Raw genomic sequence first — 17,393 nt, forward strand, 5'->3', positions numbered from 1 at the left:
CCTTCAGCGGCCCATGACGCCGGCCGTGATCTCCAGCGAGCGCAGGCGCAGGTCGCGGTCATACACGTCGCTGACCAGGATCAGCTCGTCGGCCTCGGTGTCGGCCTGCAGCTTCTGCAGGCGCGTGCGCACCTTGTCAGGGCCGCCGATGGAGGCCACGGCCAGGAAGTCGCCGATGGCGCGGCGCTCCTGCTCGCCGAGCTGGGCCGCATAGTTCTCGATGGGGCGCGGCAGCAGTCCGCGCCGGCCCGTGATGATGCCCAGCACGCGCTGGTAGGTGCTGCTGGCCAGGTACTCGGCCTCGTCATCAGTGGGCGCGGCGATCACGGGTGCGCCGACGATCACGTAGGGCTTGGCCAGTTGGGCCGACGGCTTGAACAGGCTGCGGTACAGCTGCACGGCCTGGTAGAGCATGCGCGGCGCGAAGTGCGAGGCAAAGGCGTAGGGCAGGCCCAGGTGGGCGGCCAGCTGGGCCGAGAACAGGCTGGAGCCCAGCAGCCAGATCGGCACGTTGGTGCCCGCGCCGGGCGTGGCCACCAGCTTTTGCTCGGGCGTGGCCGGGCCCAGCAGGCGCTGCAGCTCCATCACGTCGCGCGGGAAGTCTTCCTCGGTCTCGACGCGGTCGCGGCGCAGGGCGCGCATGGTGGCGCCATCGGTGCCGGGCGCACGGCCCAGGCCCAGGTCGATGCGGTCCGGGTACAGCTCGGCCAGCGTGCCGAAGGCTTCGGCCACCACCAGCGGGGCATGGTTGGGCAGCATGATGCCGCCCGAGCCCACACGGATCTTCGAGGTGCCGCCTGCGATGTGGCCGATCAGCACGGCCGTGGCCGAGCTGGCGATGCCGGGCATGTTGTGGTGCTCGGCCAGCCAGTAGCGCTCGAATCCCAGTTCCTCGGCCTTGCGGGCCGTGGCCAGCGCAATGTCCAGGGCCTCGGCGACGGTGCCGCCTTCGCGCACGGCCACGAGGTCGAGCATGGACAGACGGACTTCATTGAATGATGTCATGGCAGGTTCCAACTTCCAGTTCACGGTGGGTGGGGGCGGCGCGGGCCTTGCCGCGCCAGGGCATTCCTGGTGCGCGTTCGCGCACTCAGTTTCTTCTGGACATTTCCCGCGCGCAGGTGATGCCCAGCACCACGCACCAGACCAGGGGGAGGATGGCAGCCGCCAGATGGTTCTCGCCCTGCTGGATGGCCAGCCAGGACAGCGGCAGCGCCACCAGCGCCGACAGGCGGATGACGCGGCGCAGCTGGCTGGTGGACAGCCGGGACTTGAACCACCACAGGGCGATGTAGCTGATCAGGCTCAGCGTGGCGACCCACAGGAACAGGTCGCCGCCATAGGGAGCGCTCCAGGCGCGTAGGGATTCCAACATGCCGACCATTGTGGCAAACGGGGATGCCCCGTGCTGCGCAGGGTCGGGCGTGGCCGCCTGCGCCTAGTCGCGCGTGACGCGCAGCACTTCCTCGGGCGTGGTGATGCCCTCGCGCACCAGGCGCTCGCCATCGTCGCGCATCAGGCGCATGCCCGAGGCCAGCGCGGTGTCGCGGATCTCGGCCTCGCTGGCCTGGCGGTGGATCTGCGCGCGGATGGTGTCGTCCACCACCAGCATCTCGAAGATGCCGGTGCGCCCCCGGTAGCCGCTGGGCTCGGTGGTGTCGATCTTGCGCACCAGGCGCTGTGCCAGCACGCCCAGCAGGGAGGACGACAGCAGGAACGGCTCCACGCCCATGTCGATCAGGCGGGTGACGGCGCTGGATGCGTCGTTGGTGTGCAGCGTGGCCAGCACCAGGTGGCCCGTCAGCGAGGCCTGGATGGCGATCTGCGCGGTCTCGAAGTCGCGGATTTCACCGATCATGATCACGTCCGGGTCCTGGCGCAGGATGGCGCGCAGGGCCTTGGCGAAGGTCAGCTCGATCTTGGCGTTGACCTGGGTCTGCCCCACGCCGGCCAGCTCGTACTCGATGGGGTCTTCCACCGTCATGATGTTGCTGTGGCTGGCGTCCATGCGCGACAGCGCCGCGTACAGCGTGGTGGTCTTGCCCGAGCCCGTGGGGCCTGTGACCAGCACGATGCCGTGGGGCTGCGCCGTCATGTGGGTGAACCGCCTCAGCGTCTCGCCCTGCATGCCCACGGCCTCCAGGCTGAGCTTGCTCTCGCTCTTGTCCAGCAGGCGCAGCACGGCGCGCTCGCCATGGGCGCTGGGCAGGGTGGAGACGCGCACGTCGATGGCGCGCGTACCCAGGCGCAGGCTGATGCGGCCGTCCTGGGGCAGCCGCTTTTCGGCGATGTCCAGGTCGGCCATGATCTTCAGGCGCGAGATCAGCGCCGCGTGCAGGGCCCGGTTGGGCTGCACGACCTCGCGCAGGTCGCCGTCCACGCGAAAGCGCACGCTGGAGTGGCGCTCGTAGGGCTCGATGTGGATGTCGCTGGCGCCGTCGCGCGCGGCCTGCGTGAGCAGGGCGTTGAGCATGCGGATGATGGGTGCGTCGTCCGCAGTCTCCAGCAAGTCCTCGACGGCGGGCAGCTCCTGCATCATGCGCGAGAGGTCGGCGTCGGACTCGACCTCGCTGACCACCAGGGCCGCGCTGGACTCGCCCTGCGAATAGGCGGCGCTGATGCGGTGCGCCAGCGTGCCCGCATCCAGCATCTGCCAGCGCTGCACCGCATGCTTGCGCTGGACTTCGGACAGGGCCTGCCAGTCGGGCGAGGGGCCGTGCCAGAGCAGGGGCTCGTGGCCGTCGTCCTCGATCAGCAGCTGGCTGGTGCGCGCAAACGAATAGGGCAGGGGATAGCGCATGGGGCCTTCCTGCCTCAGAGCGCGCCGGGGGCTGCCGGCACGGCGGGAGCGGCGGGCTGCGGCTGGGGGAAGTCGATCAGCTCGGGCTTTGCGCCCGGCACGTTGACGATGGCGGCCGGGTTGGTGAACGAGCCGGGGTCCGGCTGCGGCGTCAGCGTGGGCAGCACGGGCGCGGCGTTGACCGAGCGCAGCAGGGCGCTGGGCTCGGGCTGCAGGCTCTGTTGCTGCGCGCGGATGGCTTCGTAGCGCTCGGAAGAGACCTGATTGGTCGCAGTCGCATCGCGCATCACCACGGGGCGCAGGAAGACCATCAGGTTGGTCTTGTTGCGCTTGCGGTTGGTGTTGCGGAACAGGTTGCCGACCACGGGGATGTCGCCCAGCAGAGGCACCCGGTCCTCGGCCTGGGAGTAGTTGTCGTCGATCAGACCGCCGAGCACGACGATGTTGCCGTCCTCGACCAGCACGTTGGACTCGATGGAGCGCTTGTTGGTGGTCAGGCCGTTGGTGTCCTTGCGCGTGGACTCGTCCACCGAGGAGACTTCCTGGAACACGGCCAGCTTCACCGTGCCGTTCTCGTTGATCTGCGGGCGCACGCGCAGCATCAGACCCACGTCCTTGCGCTCCACCGTGGTGAACGGGTTGACCGTGCCGCCCGTGGAGTTGCTGGCGTAGGAGCCCGTGACCATGGGCACGTTCTGGCCCACGATGATGCGCGCCTCCTCGTTGTCCAGCGTCATCAGGTTGGGCGTGGACAGGATGTTGGCGTCGCCGCTGTTCTGCAGGAAGTTGGCCAGAAAGCCCAGAGTGTCCTTGCCGTTGACGCGCTGCGTGAAGCCGAGGTTGGTGCCCCTCAGGCTGGTCAGCGTGTCGCCCGTGATGGCGCTGCCGTCGAGGCCTCCATCCTTGACCAGGCCGAGCAGGTTCAGGATGTTGGCGCCCGCCACATTGGAGTTCGTGCCCAGGGTGCCGATCACACGGCCGTTGTTGCTGAGCATGGCCTGCCACTGGATGCCGAACTGGGCCAGCCGGTTGTCCTTGATTTCGACGATCAGGCTTTCGATCAGCACCTGGGCGCGGCGGCCGTCGAGCTTGTCGATCACGGCGCGCAGTTGGCGATAGACGGGCGGCGGGGCCGTGATGATCAGCGAATTGGTCGAAGGATCGGCCTGGATCATGCCGCCCGTGGAGGGTTGCTGGGCCACGCCCAGCGCGCCGCCCCCGCCGCCGCTGCCCAGGCCCGAGGACGAGCCCATGCCCATGGATGCCGTGCCGCTGGAGTCCCGCGAGACCACGGGCTGCGAGGTGGGAATGGAGGACATGCCGCCGCCCTGCGGCGTGGTGCCGCCCGCACCGGGCTGGCCGCTGGCCGTGCCCGCGGCCGTGGCCTGGGCGCCTATGGCCGCGCGCAAGGTGGCTGCCAGCGCCACGGCGTCGGCGTTCTTCAGATAGACCACATGGATGTTGCCCTGGTCGCCGCCGCCGTTCATGGCGGGCTGGTCCAGCCGCGCGATCAGCGAGCGCACCTGGGCCAGGCGTGCGGGGTTGGCCGCGCGCAGCACGATGGAGTTGCTGCGCGGCTCGGCCATCAGCGAGGTCTTGAAGGCGTTGTCGCTCTGGCCCGGAATATTGGCGCCGCCGGCGGTCACGGTGAGGCCGCCGGGGCTGGCCGTGCCGCCTTCGATCAGGCGCGAGACCAGGGCCACCATGTCGGTGGCCACGGCATGGCGCAGGGGAATGATTTCGACATCGGTGGCGTTGGACACATCCATGGTCGCCACGATGCGCGAGATGCGCTGCAGGTTGTCTGCGTAGTCGGTGATGACCAGTGAGTTGTTGCCCGGGTTGACGTTGATGGTGTTGTTGGGGCTGATCAGCGGGCGCAGCACGGGCACCAGGTTGGCCGCGTTCTCGTAGTTGAGCTTGAAGATCTGGGTGACGATCTGGCTGCCCGCGCTGCTGCGGCTCGCGCCCACGGCCACTTCGCTGGCCTGCAGCTTGGCGTCGGCCTCGGGGATGACCTTGTACAGGCCGGCCGATTCGACAATGGTGAAGCCCTGCAGGCGCAGCGCGGCCAGGAACTGCTGGTAGGCGGTGGCAGGCGGCACGGGCCTGTCGGTCAGCAGCGTGATCTGGCCCTTGACGCGCGGATCGACCACCACGTTGCGATTGGTGATGGCGCCGATGGCGCGCGAGACGGCCTCGATGTCGGCGCCCGAGAAATTCAGTGTCACAGGCTCGCCGGGGCGCAGGCTGGGCGTGGTGCCGGCCGGTGCATTGGTCTGCTGGGCCTGGGCGGTGCCAGCGGTGCAGGCCAGCATGGCGCTGACGGCCAGCGTGTGCAGGGTGTTGCGCCAGAACGGGGTCGTGTGCTGCTGAGTCATGGATCAACCAAAGGAAATGATGGACCGGGGCCCCTGGCGCCGTCCCAGAATGTTGAGCAGGTTGGACAGCGCGGTTTCGCGCTCCGGGCTGGCCGAGGCCTCGCCCTGGAAATGCAGCCGCTGGCCCACCCATTGGCCCTGGCCGCTCAGGCGCAGGTCACCGGTCAGGGTACTGAGCTGCAGTTGCGGGCTGTCGCCCCCGAGGATGTCCAGCCGGTAGCTGCCCAGCGGGCGCAGCGGTGACAGGCGTGAGGATACGGCCAGCGCCTCCAGGCGCGTGCTGCCTTCGCTGCGCCAGCGGCCCGATTGCCACAGCAGCTGCAGTTGCAGGGCCTGCGTGGCCAGCCGCAGCTGGCCTTGCAGGTCCACCGTGTTCCATGGCGTGCCCAGGCCGGACAGCAGGGAGGCGGGCCAGCGCGTGTCGCTGTCATGCACCACGGCGCTCAGGCCCTGCCAGCGGGGCAGCAGGTCAAGCACCACGGGCGTGGGTGTGCAGCATTCGCTGCGCAGTTGTATGCGGGCGCCGTCCAGGCGCGGGCGCAGCGTCCATTCCAGCCGTGTGGGCAGGGCTGTGCGGTCGCGGCTGCCGGCGCCTCCGGTGAAGACCAGGGAGGCCGAGCCATTCCACAGCGTGCCGCGCGGCTGCTGCAGCAGCACCTGGCCCTGCGTGGCCGAATCCACGCCGCGCGCCAGCCAGGCGGCGGGCGCCCAGACGACGGTGGTGGCCACCAGGCCGCACAGGGCACCGGCCAGCGCCCAGCCGCGCGGTGCGCGCAGGGCCGGCTGGGTGCGGGGCTTGCGTTGCATGCTCAAGGCGCCCGCGACGGATCGACGGGCAGGTCCAGCACCAGGCTGCCGTCCCAGCGCACGGCATCGGCAGCGCCTGCGCCTGCTGCGCCGGAGGCGGCGGCAGTGCTTGCAGATGCACTGCGGGCCAGCTTCATCTCGGCCGGAACGGCGTGGGTGTTGCTGCGGACCTGGGCCAGCCAGCGCGCCAGTGCGGCGGCGGGTGCGGCCTTGAGCGTGATCTGTGCGCGGTCGCCCATCCAGTTCAATTGGGCGGAGGCGCCCAGTTCGGCGGACAGCGAGCTTTGCAGCAGCGCCTTGGCATCGCCGACCACGGGGCGTGCGTTGCCGCGCAGCTGCTCGGCCTCGGCCTGCAGCAGCTGCATCTGGCGCAACTGGCGGTCGGCCTGGGCATGGCGTTCGGGCGCGGTGCGCAGGCTGTGCAGGGCGGGGGCCAGGGCCACCCACCACAGCAGGGCCAGTGCCACCACGCCACCGGCCAGCAGGGTCATGTTCTGTTCACGCGGCGCCAGGGCATTCCAGCGCGCGCGCAGGGGTGCCAGGCTTTGGCGGGATGCGCGCATGTTCATGGCCGGGCCTCCTGGGCAAGCAGCAGGTCGGCGCCGTCGCGCTGCAGTCGCAGGCCGCTGCCGGCCAGATGTTGTTGTGCCTGCTCCAGTGCCTCGGCCTCCAGGGAGACGCCCTTGAGGCGCAGCTGCCGGTCCTGGTAGTCCATGGCCTGGGGCAACTGTCCAGCGGGCAGGGCCCGGGATGCGGCGGCCAGCAGGGGCTCCAGGTCGCCCTGAGTCAGCGCGCCGGCGGTCTGGCGCAGCGTGGCGACTTCGCGCTGCATTTGAACGGGCGCGTCGACGATGACGGGCACGCGGGGGAAGCTGGTGGCCAGCGTGGAGCGCACCTGGACCTGCTTGGCTGCGATGGCGCGGTTCTCGGTCCAGGCCCAGGCATTGAGGCCCACTACCTGGGCCAGCAGGGCGAGCACGGCGCCCCAGCGCGCGGCCTTCCATTGCGGCGCGCGCAGAAAGCTTTGCCAGCCGTCGAGCATGCGCCGCCGTGTGCGGCTGCCGCCGCCCAGGTCGAGGTCGAACTGGGCCAGATCCCAGCTTTGTGCGCGGGCCGCCAGGCCGCGCTGGGCGTCCGTCAGCAGGCTGACGGGGCGCTGCAGGGCCTCGGCGGCGCGGGCCAGCGCCGGGTCGGCCTGGATCGGGGTGTCGGGGGGCAGGGCCTGAAGCAGGGCTGCCAGCATGGCAGGGTCGGCACTGTCGGTGCGCAGCGGCAGGCAGGCCAGCGAGTCCATGCCCTGCGGGGCGGTGCTCAGCCCGGTGGCCAGCAGCCAGGCCGATTCGGGTGAGCCCACGGCCCAGAGCTGGGGCGTGGCCTGGGGCGGACATTCCGGCACGATGCGGCCCACGGGCCGCCCTGCGGATTCCAGGGCCTGAAGGTGGGCATGGAGCCAGGCCTTGTTGCAGGCGGCAACCCAGCAGGGCTCGCCTGCGCGTGCCTGCGGCTGCAGGGCCAGGTGCAATTGGGAGGGCTCGTCGAGCAGACGCTCTTCCAGCAGCCCGTCGAGCACGGCGCGCAGGCGCACATGTCCACGCCGGCTTCCCGTAGGCACGCCATGGGGGAGGCTGACCAGATGCCAGGACAAGGTCTGGTGCGGCACCACGGCAACCGTCTGGCCGGTGCGGCCAGGATCGGGCAGCAGGCCTGCGGCGGCGTGGCCATGCCGGTCGGCGCGCAGGCCGTCACTGCTGAGTGCGTAGGCGTATTCGCCAGCGGGGCCCGCAGGCAGATGAAGAATCAAGGTGCTCATGGGCGGAAGCGGGCATTGTAGGGGGCGAGTGTGACAGCCATCTGTCATGGCGCGGGAGCTTCGGGCAATCCCCAGTCCCCCCTCTCACGCCAGATGGTAGTGACTGTCATGTTGTTGCGACGCAACATGGAGCGTTCGCTGGCCACGATCTCGCCCAGGCGCATGCGGCCACGCGCCTCGAAGAAGCTGGTGGCCACCGACAGGTTCTGTCCTTCGAATTTCTGCGGCAGGCCCAGCGCGTTGGAGGCATCGGCCAGGCTGCGCAGCGGGCGCGATGCGCGCAACTGCACCAGCTGGCTGGCCTGGGACCAGGTCAGGTCCTCCACGCTGGCCCAGATGACTTCGGCGCTGGCGGTGTTGAGGTTGACGGGCGTGTTCTCGGGCAGCAGGGTGATGTAGGGCTCCAGGCGCGCGACGACCTCGGGCGGCAGGCCCAGCCAGCCGAACTGGCGCAGCGTGCGCGGCATCAGTAACTGCGCGCCCTCGCCAGGGGTGGCGGCTGCGCGCAGGGCCTGGACGATCTGCGTGGCATAGGCAGGGGGCAGGTTCAGGCGCTCCAGCAGGCGGGACAGCGGGCGCAGGGTTTCGGGCTTGTCGGGGGCGCTCAGCAGGTTGCGCAGGTTCAGGCGCGACTGCAGGTCGATGATCTGGCCCGAGAGAAAGGCGTCCTGCATGTCGGCCATGCCGTCATCGACCTGGCTGACGTTGTTCTGCGCCGCCAGGAAGGTGGACAGGCGCGCCTCCTGCAGCGGCACGGCCCAGGGTTCGGCCAGATGGTCCACCTGCAGGCTGGTGCGCGCATCCTCGGCCAGCACCACGCGCGACCAGTCCAGCGCACCCAGCAGGATCCAGGCGGCCTGCATGCGGTTGCGCTCGGCGGTCTCGACCTCCACGCTGCGCCACTGCTGCCACAGCGCGGTGGCGGCGAACGTGGCCACCAGGGTCACCGTGAGCATGGCGGCCAGCAGGGCCACGCCACGGTGGCGGCGGCGGCCGGGCAGGGGGCGGGGTGCGCGCATCATGATCGGCTGTTGGAGCGCAAGGGGTTGACCCAGTCCATGGTGACGCGGCCAGGAATGGCGCTGTCGGGCGGCAGGGTCAGTTCGACGCGGATGCCGTCGGGAATCGTGGGCAGCTGCGCGCTGCCGTTGGTGCCGCCGGACGGCGGGTTGACCGTGCCCGTGCCGTTGTCCGAGCCGCTGGACTGCGGATTGCTCCAGGCGTTGTCGCGGTAGTAGTACAGGCGCCATTGGTCCAGGGGCGTCAGCACGGTTTCGCGCCGGCGCTGGTCGTCCGAGGGGTTGCGCCCCCATTGCGATCCCTGGTTCCAGGCATCGCGCCACTGTGCGCGCGTGCGCAGCGGCGGCGACTGCCAGCGCAGCCACTGGTCGCGCCCTGCCGTCTGGCGGCGCGCCCAGGCGACGACCACGGCGCCGTCGTCCACGGCGGCGCTGCTCTTGCGGGTCATGCGCAGCACCTGGCCGTCCCAGTCGATGACCTGCGTGTTTTCAAGCGGCATCAGCGCTTCGAGGTCGGCATTCCATTGGGCGATGACGGTCTGCAGCACCATCTGCTGCTCGTTGCGGGCGCGAATGGTCTCCTGCGAGCGCACCATGCTGTCCAGCCCGCGCCAGCTCACCAGGGCCAGCAGGGCCATGACGGCGATGGCCACCATCAGCTCCACCAGGGTGAAGCCGTGCGTGCGGGAAGGGTGGCGCAAGCGCATTCAGAAGCGTCCCACGATGGTGGATACGCGCAGCACGGGGTGCTCTGCCGTGACCACCAGGGCATCGACACGGCGGAAGCTGGGATTGGGCGTGGGCCGCACGCTGAGCCGGACCTGCAGTTGCCGGCCGCCCTGCTCGCAAGTCAGGCTGTTGTCGCCCACGGGCGGCATCTGGCGCGACAGGCGCATGCGCACCAGCTCGTTTTGCGCGCACAGCTGGGCCAGCAGCACCTCGGACTGGCGCTCGGCATTGAGTGTCAGGGCCGATGTGGCCTGCAGACCGGCCATGAGCGCAATGCCCACGATGCCCAGGGCCACCAGCACCTCGATCAGCGTGAAGCCGCGTGCCGGGCGCCTGGGGGCACCGTGCTTTCGGCTCAGTCCGTGGAGGGCTGTCATGGCAGGGACTGCACGGCAAAGGGCCGCAGTCCATCCGTGGCCACGCGCAGCGGCGGGCTGGTGGAGTCGCGCAGCGTCAGCGTGACGGACTGGGGCGGAATCAGTGGCTCGGGGCCCAGCACCAGCGGCGTGGCCGGCTGCGCCTGCACACCGGGCTGCAGCCATTGGGAAGGCAATTGCGCGCTGGCCGGCAGTCCTTCGAAACGAAAGCCCTGCGGCATGGGCCGCCAGCGCACGGGCACGCCGTTGGCACGGGCCTGGGCGCGGGCCGACTCCAGCAGCGCGGCCAGGCGTTCGGCCTCGCGCTCCAGCTGTGCCTGTCCGCTGTCGCGCAGCGACAGGCTCACGCCTGCGGCGGCAATCGCCATGATGCTGATGACGACCATCAGCTCCAGCAGGGTGAAGCCGCGCGAAGGGGTGGACAGGGAGGTGGGAACGGTCTGGCGGGGCATGAGAGCAGGCAGGCCCGCCGGGAGTGCGGGCCTGTGGTGCGGTGCGGCGCGGCCCCTGCGGGCCGTCGCCCGGGCCATCGACTTATTGCCAGCTGCCGATGTCGGCATCCTTGCCCTCTCCGCCGGCCTGGCCGTCGGCGCCAAAGGACATGATGTCGATGGGGCCCTTGATGCCAGGATTCAGGTACTGGTAGGGGCGGCCCCAGGGATCGTTGGGCAGCTTTTCCAGGTAGGGCTTCCAGTTGTTGGGCAGCGGTCCGCTCGTGGGGCGGACGATCAGGGCCTGCAGGCCCTGCTCCGCCGTGGGGTAGCGCTGGTTGTCCAGGCGATAGAGCTTGAGCGCCTGGGAGATGTTGGTGATGTCGGTGCGTGCAGCCGTGACGCGGGCATCGTCGGCGCGGTCCAGCACATTGGGCACGATCAGGGCCGCCAGCACGCCGATGATGACCAGGACCACCATCAGCTCGATCAGCGTGAAGCCGCGCTGGACGGCAGTGCGCAGGGCAGGCAACGGATGGCGGGGAAGGCTGGTCATGGAACGGTGCAGCAAATTGGACATATCGCTCCATCATAATCGCGCGATGGTGACACTTTCATTGAACCGCGGCCAGGCCCGGACCTGGCATGTCAAGGCGGCCACATTCGTGCTCTGGCTGCTGGCTGCCGGCGTCGTGGCTTTCTGGGCCATGCGCCTGGGCAACGGCGGCTCGGGAGCGCCCGTGCCACCTGCGCCCGCCGAGCCCTTGCAGGTCGATGCGCCCGCGCTGGCGCAGGCGCTGGGAGGCGTGGCAGCCGCGCAGGGCGCCGTCGCCCCCGCTGCAGCGCCTGTGGTCTCGCGCTATGCGCTGGTCGGTGTGCTGGCCGGGCGCGACAGCGGCGGCGGCGCGGCGGTCATCGCCGTGGGCAACCAGCCGGCCAAGCCCTTCCGCGTGGGGCGCGCCGTGGAAGACGGCGTGGTGCTGCAGTCGGTGTCGGGCCGCGAGGCGCGCCTAGGGCCCAGGGTCGATGGCCCGGCTTCCATCACGCTGCAGATTCCCCTGCCCGACAAGCGCTGATCCCGGTCAACGCGGCAACGGCAGGTCCAGCACCAGCCAGCCGCCAAAGTCAGGCGCGGGCAGCGTCCATTGGGCCGCCCGGGGCAGGGCGCTGCCTTCGCGCATCAGCCATTGCACGCAGCGCGCCACGCCGGCATGGGTGATCCAGACGGTGTCGCGTGCGGTGCCATCGCCCACCGAACCCCTGCTCGCCTGCTGCAAGGCCTCATCCACCCTGCGCAGCATGGTCGACAGGGACTCTCCCCGGCCCGGCGCGTGCCCGGCAAGGTCTGCCGCCCAGGCATCGATGGCGCCGCGGTCCAGCGCATCCCAGGGCTGGCCTTCCCACTCGCCGAAATCCATCTCCAGCAGGCGGCTGTCCGCCGCCGATGCCAGGCCGGGCCGCAGTGCCTGCAGGGCCCGGGCCAATTGACGGCATCGGCGCAGGGGCGAATGCACCAGCTGGCAATCCGCAGGCAGGGCGAGATGCAGGGCCTGCGCCGCATCGGCCGTGGCCTGGGCGTCGGCTTGCATGTCGAGTCGGCCATAGCAGATGCCGGGCGCCACCAGGGGGCGAGCATGGCGTACCAGCCAAAGGCGTGGCGCCGGGTTGGCGCAGACGGAGTTCATGGCACGCGCACCAGTACGGCGGCGGCTCCCAGCAGCATGGCCAGTTCACAAACCTGCTGGGCAGCGCCCAGGCAATCTCCCGTCATGCCGCCCAGCCGGCGGCGCAGCCAGCGCACCATGGCGGCCGTGGCCAGGGCTCCGGGCAGAACCAGGCCGATGACGAGCGGCAGGCCCGCCAGCCAGCCTGTCAGCGCCAGGGCGGGCAGGCACCAGAGGATTGCCGCGACCAGGCCCCTGGCAGCCAATGGCCGACCCGCGGCGTGCAAGGCCTTGGAGTGGGCGGCCTGGCCCACATAGGGAAGGCATTGCATGAGGGCCAGCGGCGCCATGCGCGACAGCACATGGATGCTGCACAGCAGCAAGGCCGCCCATTGCACGCGGATGTCGACCAGCAGCGCGACCAGGGATAGCTTGGCCAGCAGCGCCATCACCAGGGCCATGGCACCGTAGGCGCCCAGGCGCGAATCCTTCATGATTTCCAGCGCGCGCTCGGGCGGGACAAAGCCGCCCAGGCCGTCGGCCACATCGGCCAATCCGTCTTCGTGCAGTCCCCCGGTCAGCCACAGCGTGGCCACGGTGGAAAGAACGGCGGCAACCAGCGGCATCCAGGGGCTGGGTGCCAGCAGCCAGCCCGTTGCCATCAGGCACGCTGCGCCCCATGCGCCCACCAGCCAGCCGACGCCGGGCAGATGGGCAACGCTGGCGTGCTGCAGCTGGGGGCTCCAGCCAGCCCAGGCGGCCAGCCGCCCCGTGACCGGGATGCGGCTGAAGAACTGGACGGCCAGGACAAAGTGGCGAAGCGGCTGCATGGGCGTGTCAGTGCCGGCCAGCCAGGTCCGTCACTTGAGGAAAAGCTGGTAGGCCGGGTTGGCGGTTTCCTCGACCCAGGGGTAGCCAAGATTGCTCAGGAAGGCGTCGAATTTCTTGCCATCCTTGGCGGGCACCTGCATGCCGACCAGGATGCGGCCGTAGTCGGCGCCCTGGTTGCGGTAGTGGAACAGCGAGATGTTCCAGGTCGGCGCCATCAGGCTGAGGAACTTGAACAATGCGCCGGGGCGCTCGGGGAAGACAAAGCGCAGCAGGCGTTCTTCCTGCGCCAGCGGCGAATGGCCGCCGACCATGTGGCGCAGATGCTCCTTGGCCATGTCGTCGAAGGTCAGGTCCAGCGCCTCGAAGCCCTGCTTCTCGAAGTTCCTGGCGATCTTCTCGGACTCGCCGCGTGCCGCCGTGGTCAGGCCCACGAAGACGTGGGCCTTGTTCTCGTGGCTGATGCGGTAGTTGAATTCGGTCACGTTGCGCGGGCCGCCGGGCAGCTTGCCCACGGCTTCGCAAAAGCGCTTGAAGCTGCCGCGCTCCTCGGGGATGGTCACGGCGAAAAGGGCCTCGCGCTCCTCGCCCACCTCGGCCCGCTCGGCCACGAAGCGCAGCCGGTCGAAGTTCATGTTGGCGCCGCACAGGATGGCGGCATAGGTCTCGCCCTTGGTCTTGTGCTTGGCAACGTACTGCTTGATGGCCGCCACGGCCAGGGCGCCGGACGGCTCGACGATGGAGCGCGTGTCCACGAAGATGTCCTTGATCGCGGCGCAGACGGCGTCGGTATCGACCACCACGTAGTCGTCCACCAGGCCCTGGGCGATGCGGAAGGTTTCCTCGCCCACCAGCTTGACGGCCGTGCCGTCGGCGAACAGGCCCACGTCGGCCAGCTCCACGCGGTGGCCGGCGCGCACGGACTGCAGCATGGCGTCCGAATCCTTGGTGTGCACGCCGATCACCTTCACGTCGGGGCGCACGGCCTTGATGTAGTTGGCCACGCCCGAGATCAGGCCGCCGCCGCCGATGGCGACAAAGACTGCGTCCAGGCGCGGGCTGCCCAGCTTTTGCAGCTGGCTCAGCATTTCCATGGCAATCGTGCCCTGGCCGGCGATCACGTAGGGATCGTCGAAGGGGTGCACAAAGGTCAGGCCCTTTTCCTTTTGCAGCTTGACGGCGTGCTTGTAGGCGTCGGAATAGCTTTCGCCGGCCAGTTCCACCTCGCCGCCCAGCGCCTGCACCGCATCGATCTTGACCTGGGGCGTGGTGGTCGGCATCACGATCACGGCACGGCAGCCGAGCTTGCGTGCGCCCAGGGCCACGCCTTGCGCATGGTTGCCGGCCGAGGCGCAGATCACGCCCTTTTCCAGCTGCTCGGCCGACAGGTGCGCCATCTTGTTATAGGCGCCGCGCAGTTTGAAGCTGAACACCGGCTGCTGGTCCTCGCGCTTGAGCAGCACCTTGTTGTGCAGGCGGCGGCTCAGCGCCTTGGCGGGCTCCAGGTCCGACTCCACGGCCACGTCATAGACGCGCGCGGTAAGGATCTTGGTCAGGTAGTCGGCAGGGGTCAGGGGGTGGTTCATCGTCGGCGAAAGGCTGGAGAGCAGCAGGCCGGGAGGCGGCCCGTCGGTGTCAGGCGGCCATCATAGGCGCTTGTGAATCATGCTGCAGTGCAGCGTCCTGCACAGGCCGGGAGCGACGAAACCAAAAAAAAGCCCCAGGCTGTAAAGCCGGGGGCTGAATCCACCAATAGAGGAGGTGGAGGAGACAACTGGTGCGATGCAGAGCGAAGTTGGTTCACAATCTGCAGTCCATCTGGAGGGGTGTCCGGGTTAACCCTTCAGATAACGCTTGGGTGCATTGTATGCACGGCAGGTGCTGCGTTGCAACAAAATCAGGGTTTTTGTGTAGTTGATGCAAAATAGCAACAGTTTTTTGAGGACGCAACAATGGAATGCACAGTGAGTTGGACAGGCGGCACGACCGGCATGCGCTCGGGCATGGGCTTCGTGGCGGAAACGGGCAGCGGCCACGTGGTCAATATGGATGGGGCGCCGGATGCGGCCAACCCCGCCAACGGAGGGCAGAACCAGGCACCCCGCCCCATGGAGATGCTGCTGGCCGGCGCCGGTGGCTGCACGGCCTATGACGTGGTGCTGATCCTCAAGCGCGGCAGGCATGCCGTCAAAGGCTGCAGCGTCAAGCTCACCTCGGAGCGCGCCGATGCGGACCCCAAGGTGTTCACCAAGATCCACATGCAGTTCACCGTCAGCGGTACGGGCCTGCCCACGGGGGCGGTGGAGCGCGCCATCGCCATGAGCCATGACAAATACTGCTCGGCCACCATCATGCTGGGCAAGACGGCCGAGATCACCACGGGATTCGACATCGTCGAGGCCTGATGCCGCCGATGGCTGGGCTTGCGCCTCGGCGCCCCTCCTGAAATGAAGAAAGCGGGCAAGGCCCGCTTTTTTTGGATGGAATGCTGCTTCAGATGTTTCCGAAGGTTCAGATGCGGTGGGCGGTTGTCGTCATCACCTTGGCTGCCAGGCGCATCAAGGCGCGGGCGGGAGGCGGCAATTGCAGGGCTCCGGCTTCGCGCGCAGCGGCGGCATGGCGTTCCTCGTCATCCTTCATGCGGGCCACCACGGCCAGCGAGGCGCGGTCTTCCTCGGGCAACAGGCCCAGATGGCTTTCCAGATGGGCGGACACCTGCTCCTCCGTCTCCACCACAAACCCCAGGCTGGCCGCGTCGCTGATCTTGGCGGCCACCACGCCAATGGCGAAGGCGCCGGCAAACCACAGCGGGTTCAGCAGGCTGGGCCGGTCGCCCAGGGCGTTGAGCCGGTCGCGGGTCCATGCCAGGTGGTCGGTCTCCTCGCGCGCTGCCTCCAGCAGGTGCTCGCGCAGCACCATGTCGCGCGTCACCATGGCCTGGGCGTTGTACAGCGCCTGGGCGCAGACCTCTCCGACGTGATTGACGCGCATCAAGGCGCCCGACAGCCGACGCTGTGCCTCGGTCAGCTCTCCCTCCGCGATGCCGGCGGCCGGGGAGCGTTCGGCGGCGGAAGGCTGTGCAAACAGGGTGCGAAGCGCCGCATCGGCGGCAGTCAGTATCTTGTCCATGGGCGGTCCCTAGAGCGGAAAATCTTGGCAAATTCAGGGTCTGAACGGTACACCAGGACGCCATGCCCTCTCTTTGTGCAAGCGCAACAAGGCCGGCGCGATGTTCGGGTTGGGCCTGATTGTGTTGGCTTGCAGGTTTGTTGCGGCAGTGCAACGAAAAACGGGGGGTAATGCCCGTTTGTGGGTGAATTTCTTTGCATGGGCAGCGGTGGTCTGGTGCAATAGGCCCTAACTTCCCCACCAGGAGGTTGGCGCGGGAAACCGGTGGAGCATCAGGCCAAGCCTCTCTTCCTCACGACCGGCGCCCTTCTAAACCTTGGAGTAACTCGTAATGAAAAAATCTCTGATTGCCCTGGCAGTGCTGGCTGCTTCCGGCGCCGCAATGGCTCAATCCTCCGTGACCCTGTTCGGTATCGTCGACACTGGCGTTGCCTACGTGAACAAGGACGCAGCTGGCGACAGCCGTTACGGCCTGGGCACCAGCGGCGCTTCCACGAGCCGTCTGGGCCTGCGCGGCACGGAAGACCTGGGTGGTGGTCTGAAGGCTGGCTTCTGGCTGGAAGGCGAAATCTTCGGTGACGATGGCAACGCCAGCGGCTTCAACTTCAAGCGTCGTTCGACCGTGAGCCTGTCGGGCAACTTCGGTGAAGTGCGCCTGGGCCGTGACCAAGTCCCGACCTTCCAAAAGCTGACCTCCTACGACCTGTTCAGCGCCACCGGTATCGGCCAATTCATGGGCTTCCGTAACTGGGCAGCTGGCCAAGGCGCCGACGACAACGGCATCCGCGCTAACAACCTGATCTCGTACTACACCCCCAACTTCGGCGGTTTCAACGCCGGCTTTGGCTACGCTTTCGACGAAAAGCAAACCATCGGTACTGCTGACAGCGTCGGCCGTTACATCGGCGGTTACGTTGCATACGACAACGGCCCCCTGAGCGCCAGCCTGGGCCTGGCCCAGCAAAAGACTGCCGTTGGCGGCCTGGCTACCGACCGTGACGAAATCACCCTGGGTGCTTCGTACAACTTCGGCGTTGCCAAGCTGAGCGGCCTGCTGCAACAGACCAAGTTCAAGCGTGACATCGGCGGCGACATCAAGACCAACTCCTACATGCTGGGCGCTTCGGCTCCCGTCGGCGGCGTGGGCGAAGTCAAGCTGCAATACGCTCTGTACGACCAAAAGGCCATCGACTCCAAGGCTCACCAGATCACTCTGGGCTACGTCCACAACCTGTCCAAGCGCACCGCTCTGTACGGCAACCTGGCATTCCTGAAGAACAAGGATGCTTCGACCCTGGGCCTGCAAGCCAAGGGCGTGTACGCTGGTGGCGTGCAAGCTGGCGAAAGCCAGACTGGCGTGCAAGTCGGCATCCGCCACGCTTTCTAATGAACGGCTGGCGTAAGCCAGTTGCCATTTG

At 68.5% G+C, this 17,393-nt stretch carries 19 protein-coding genes; 3 read left to right on the forward strand and 16 right to left on the reverse strand.

Annotation, left to right across the window (positions count from 1 at the left end; genetic code table 11):
- Window positions 1-3: 3 nt before the first annotated feature.
- From BW39_RS12665 to gspG, 12 genes are all read right to left on the reverse strand, one after another.
- Window positions 4-1,005 (reverse strand): LLM class flavin-dependent oxidoreductase, encoded by a 1,002-nt coding sequence (locus BW39_RS12665; RefSeq protein ID WP_043822080.1) that lies wholly within the window; start codon window positions 1,003-1,005, stop codon window positions 4-6.
- Between the two features lie 85 nt (window positions 1,006-1,090).
- On the reverse strand, window positions 1,091-1,375 hold the full coding sequence (locus BW39_RS12670; protein ID WP_223275171.1) for a hypothetical protein: 285 nt from the start codon (window positions 1,373-1,375) through the stop codon (window positions 1,091-1,093).
- Between the two features lie 63 nt (window positions 1,376-1,438).
- Window positions 1,439-2,800 carry a GspE/PulE family protein gene (locus BW39_RS12675; RefSeq protein WP_013800651.1) on the reverse strand — a complete coding sequence of 454 codons (1,362 nt, stop codon included), beginning with the start codon at window positions 2,798-2,800 and terminating at the stop codon, window positions 1,439-1,441.
- A gap of 14 nt (window positions 2,801-2,814) precedes the next feature.
- On the reverse strand, window positions 2,815-5,181 hold the full coding sequence (gene gspD / locus BW39_RS12680; protein ID WP_043822082.1) for a type II secretion system secretin GspD: 2,367 nt from the start codon (window positions 5,179-5,181) through the stop codon (window positions 2,815-2,817).
- Window positions 5,182-5,184: 3 nt separating this feature from the next.
- Window positions 5,185-5,988, reverse strand: a complete 804-nt coding sequence (gene gspN / locus BW39_RS12685; RefSeq protein ID WP_012207493.1) for a type II secretion system protein N — start codon at window positions 5,986-5,988, stop codon at window positions 5,185-5,187.
- Between the two features lie 2 nt (window positions 5,989-5,990).
- Complete coding sequence (gene gspM, locus BW39_RS12690) at window positions 5,991-6,557, reverse strand: type II secretion system protein GspM (RefSeq protein ID WP_043822084.1); 567 nt, start codon at window positions 6,555-6,557, stop codon at window positions 5,991-5,993.
- Window positions 6,554-7,798: a type II secretion system protein GspL gene (gene gspL, locus BW39_RS12695; RefSeq protein ID WP_043822086.1), complete on the reverse strand. Its 1,245-nt coding sequence runs from the start codon at window positions 7,796-7,798 to the stop codon at window positions 6,554-6,556. Before gspL ends, gspM begins: the two co-directional genes overlap by 4 nt.
- Before the next feature lie 44 nt (window positions 7,799-7,842).
- Complete coding sequence (gspK, locus tag BW39_RS12700) at window positions 7,843-8,820, reverse strand: type II secretion system minor pseudopilin GspK (RefSeq protein WP_043822088.1); 978 nt, start codon at window positions 8,818-8,820, stop codon at window positions 7,843-7,845.
- Window positions 8,817-9,524, reverse strand: a complete 708-nt coding sequence (locus BW39_RS12705) for a prepilin-type N-terminal cleavage/methylation domain-containing protein (protein WP_043822089.1) — start codon at window positions 9,522-9,524, stop codon at window positions 8,817-8,819. Before BW39_RS12705 ends, gspK begins: the two co-directional genes overlap by 4 nt.
- Complete coding sequence (gene gspI / locus BW39_RS12710; protein WP_043822090.1) at window positions 9,525-9,923, reverse strand: type II secretion system minor pseudopilin GspI; 399 nt, start codon at window positions 9,921-9,923, stop codon at window positions 9,525-9,527.
- A complete protein-coding gene (locus tag BW39_RS29785) occupies window positions 9,920-10,375 on the reverse strand; it encodes a GspH/FimT family pseudopilin (protein ID WP_052155327.1) in 456 nt (151 codons plus the stop codon). Before BW39_RS29785 ends, gspI begins: the two co-directional genes overlap by 4 nt.
- A gap of 82 nt (window positions 10,376-10,457) precedes the next feature.
- On the reverse strand, window positions 10,458-10,934 hold the full coding sequence (gene gspG, locus BW39_RS12715) for a type II secretion system major pseudopilin GspG (RefSeq protein ID WP_043822093.1): 477 nt from the start codon (window positions 10,932-10,934) through the stop codon (window positions 10,458-10,460).
- 22 nt (window positions 10,935-10,956) lie between these two features.
- On the opposite strand from gspG, the gene BW39_RS12720 reads away from it, so the two are divergent.
- Window positions 10,957-11,430: a type II secretion system protein N gene (locus BW39_RS12720; RefSeq protein ID WP_043822095.1), complete on the forward strand. Its 474-nt coding sequence runs from the start codon at window positions 10,957-10,959 to the stop codon at window positions 11,428-11,430.
- Window positions 11,431-11,436: 6 nt separating this feature from the next.
- Here the strand turns inward: BW39_RS12720 and BW39_RS12725 are convergent, their stop codons facing one another.
- From BW39_RS12725 to ilvA, 3 genes are read right to left on the reverse strand one after another with little or no spacing between them, the layout of a single operon-like run.
- Window positions 11,437-12,039, reverse strand: coding sequence for a histidine phosphatase family protein (locus BW39_RS12725; RefSeq protein ID WP_043822098.1), 603 nt, complete (start codon window positions 12,037-12,039; stop codon window positions 11,437-11,439).
- Window positions 12,036-12,848, reverse strand: coding sequence for an adenosylcobinamide-GDP ribazoletransferase (locus BW39_RS12730; RefSeq protein WP_043822100.1), 813 nt, complete (start codon window positions 12,846-12,848; stop codon window positions 12,036-12,038). Before BW39_RS12730 ends, BW39_RS12725 begins: the two co-directional genes overlap by 4 nt.
- 30 nt (window positions 12,849-12,878) lie before the next feature.
- Entirely contained in the window at window positions 12,879-14,432 is a 1,554-nt protein-coding gene (ilvA, locus tag BW39_RS12735; RefSeq protein WP_013800662.1) for a threonine ammonia-lyase, biosynthetic, read from the reverse strand.
- 366 nt (window positions 14,433-14,798) lie between these two features.
- Here ilvA and BW39_RS12740 point away from each other — a divergent pair, with 366 nt between their 5' ends.
- Window positions 14,799-15,251, forward strand: coding sequence for an OsmC family protein (locus BW39_RS12740; RefSeq protein WP_012207481.1), 453 nt, complete (start codon window positions 14,799-14,801; stop codon window positions 15,249-15,251).
- Between the two features lie 106 nt (window positions 15,252-15,357).
- Here the strand turns inward: BW39_RS12740 and coq7 are convergent, their stop codons facing one another.
- Window positions 15,358-15,975: a 2-polyprenyl-3-methyl-6-methoxy-1,4-benzoquinone monooxygenase gene (gene coq7, locus BW39_RS12745; RefSeq protein ID WP_012207480.1), complete on the reverse strand. Its 618-nt coding sequence runs from the start codon at window positions 15,973-15,975 to the stop codon at window positions 15,358-15,360.
- A gap of 331 nt (window positions 15,976-16,306) precedes the next feature.
- Between coq7 and BW39_RS12750 the strand changes: the two genes are divergently transcribed.
- On the forward strand, window positions 16,307-17,362 hold the full coding sequence (locus BW39_RS12750; protein ID WP_043822102.1) for a porin: 1,056 nt from the start codon (window positions 16,307-16,309) through the stop codon (window positions 17,360-17,362).
- Window positions 17,363-17,393: the final 31 nt, after the last annotated feature.

The organism is Delftia sp. RIT313 (assembly GCF_000632165.1).
Classification (GTDB): Bacteria; Pseudomonadota; Gammaproteobacteria; order Burkholderiales; family Burkholderiaceae_C; genus Comamonas; species Comamonas acidovorans.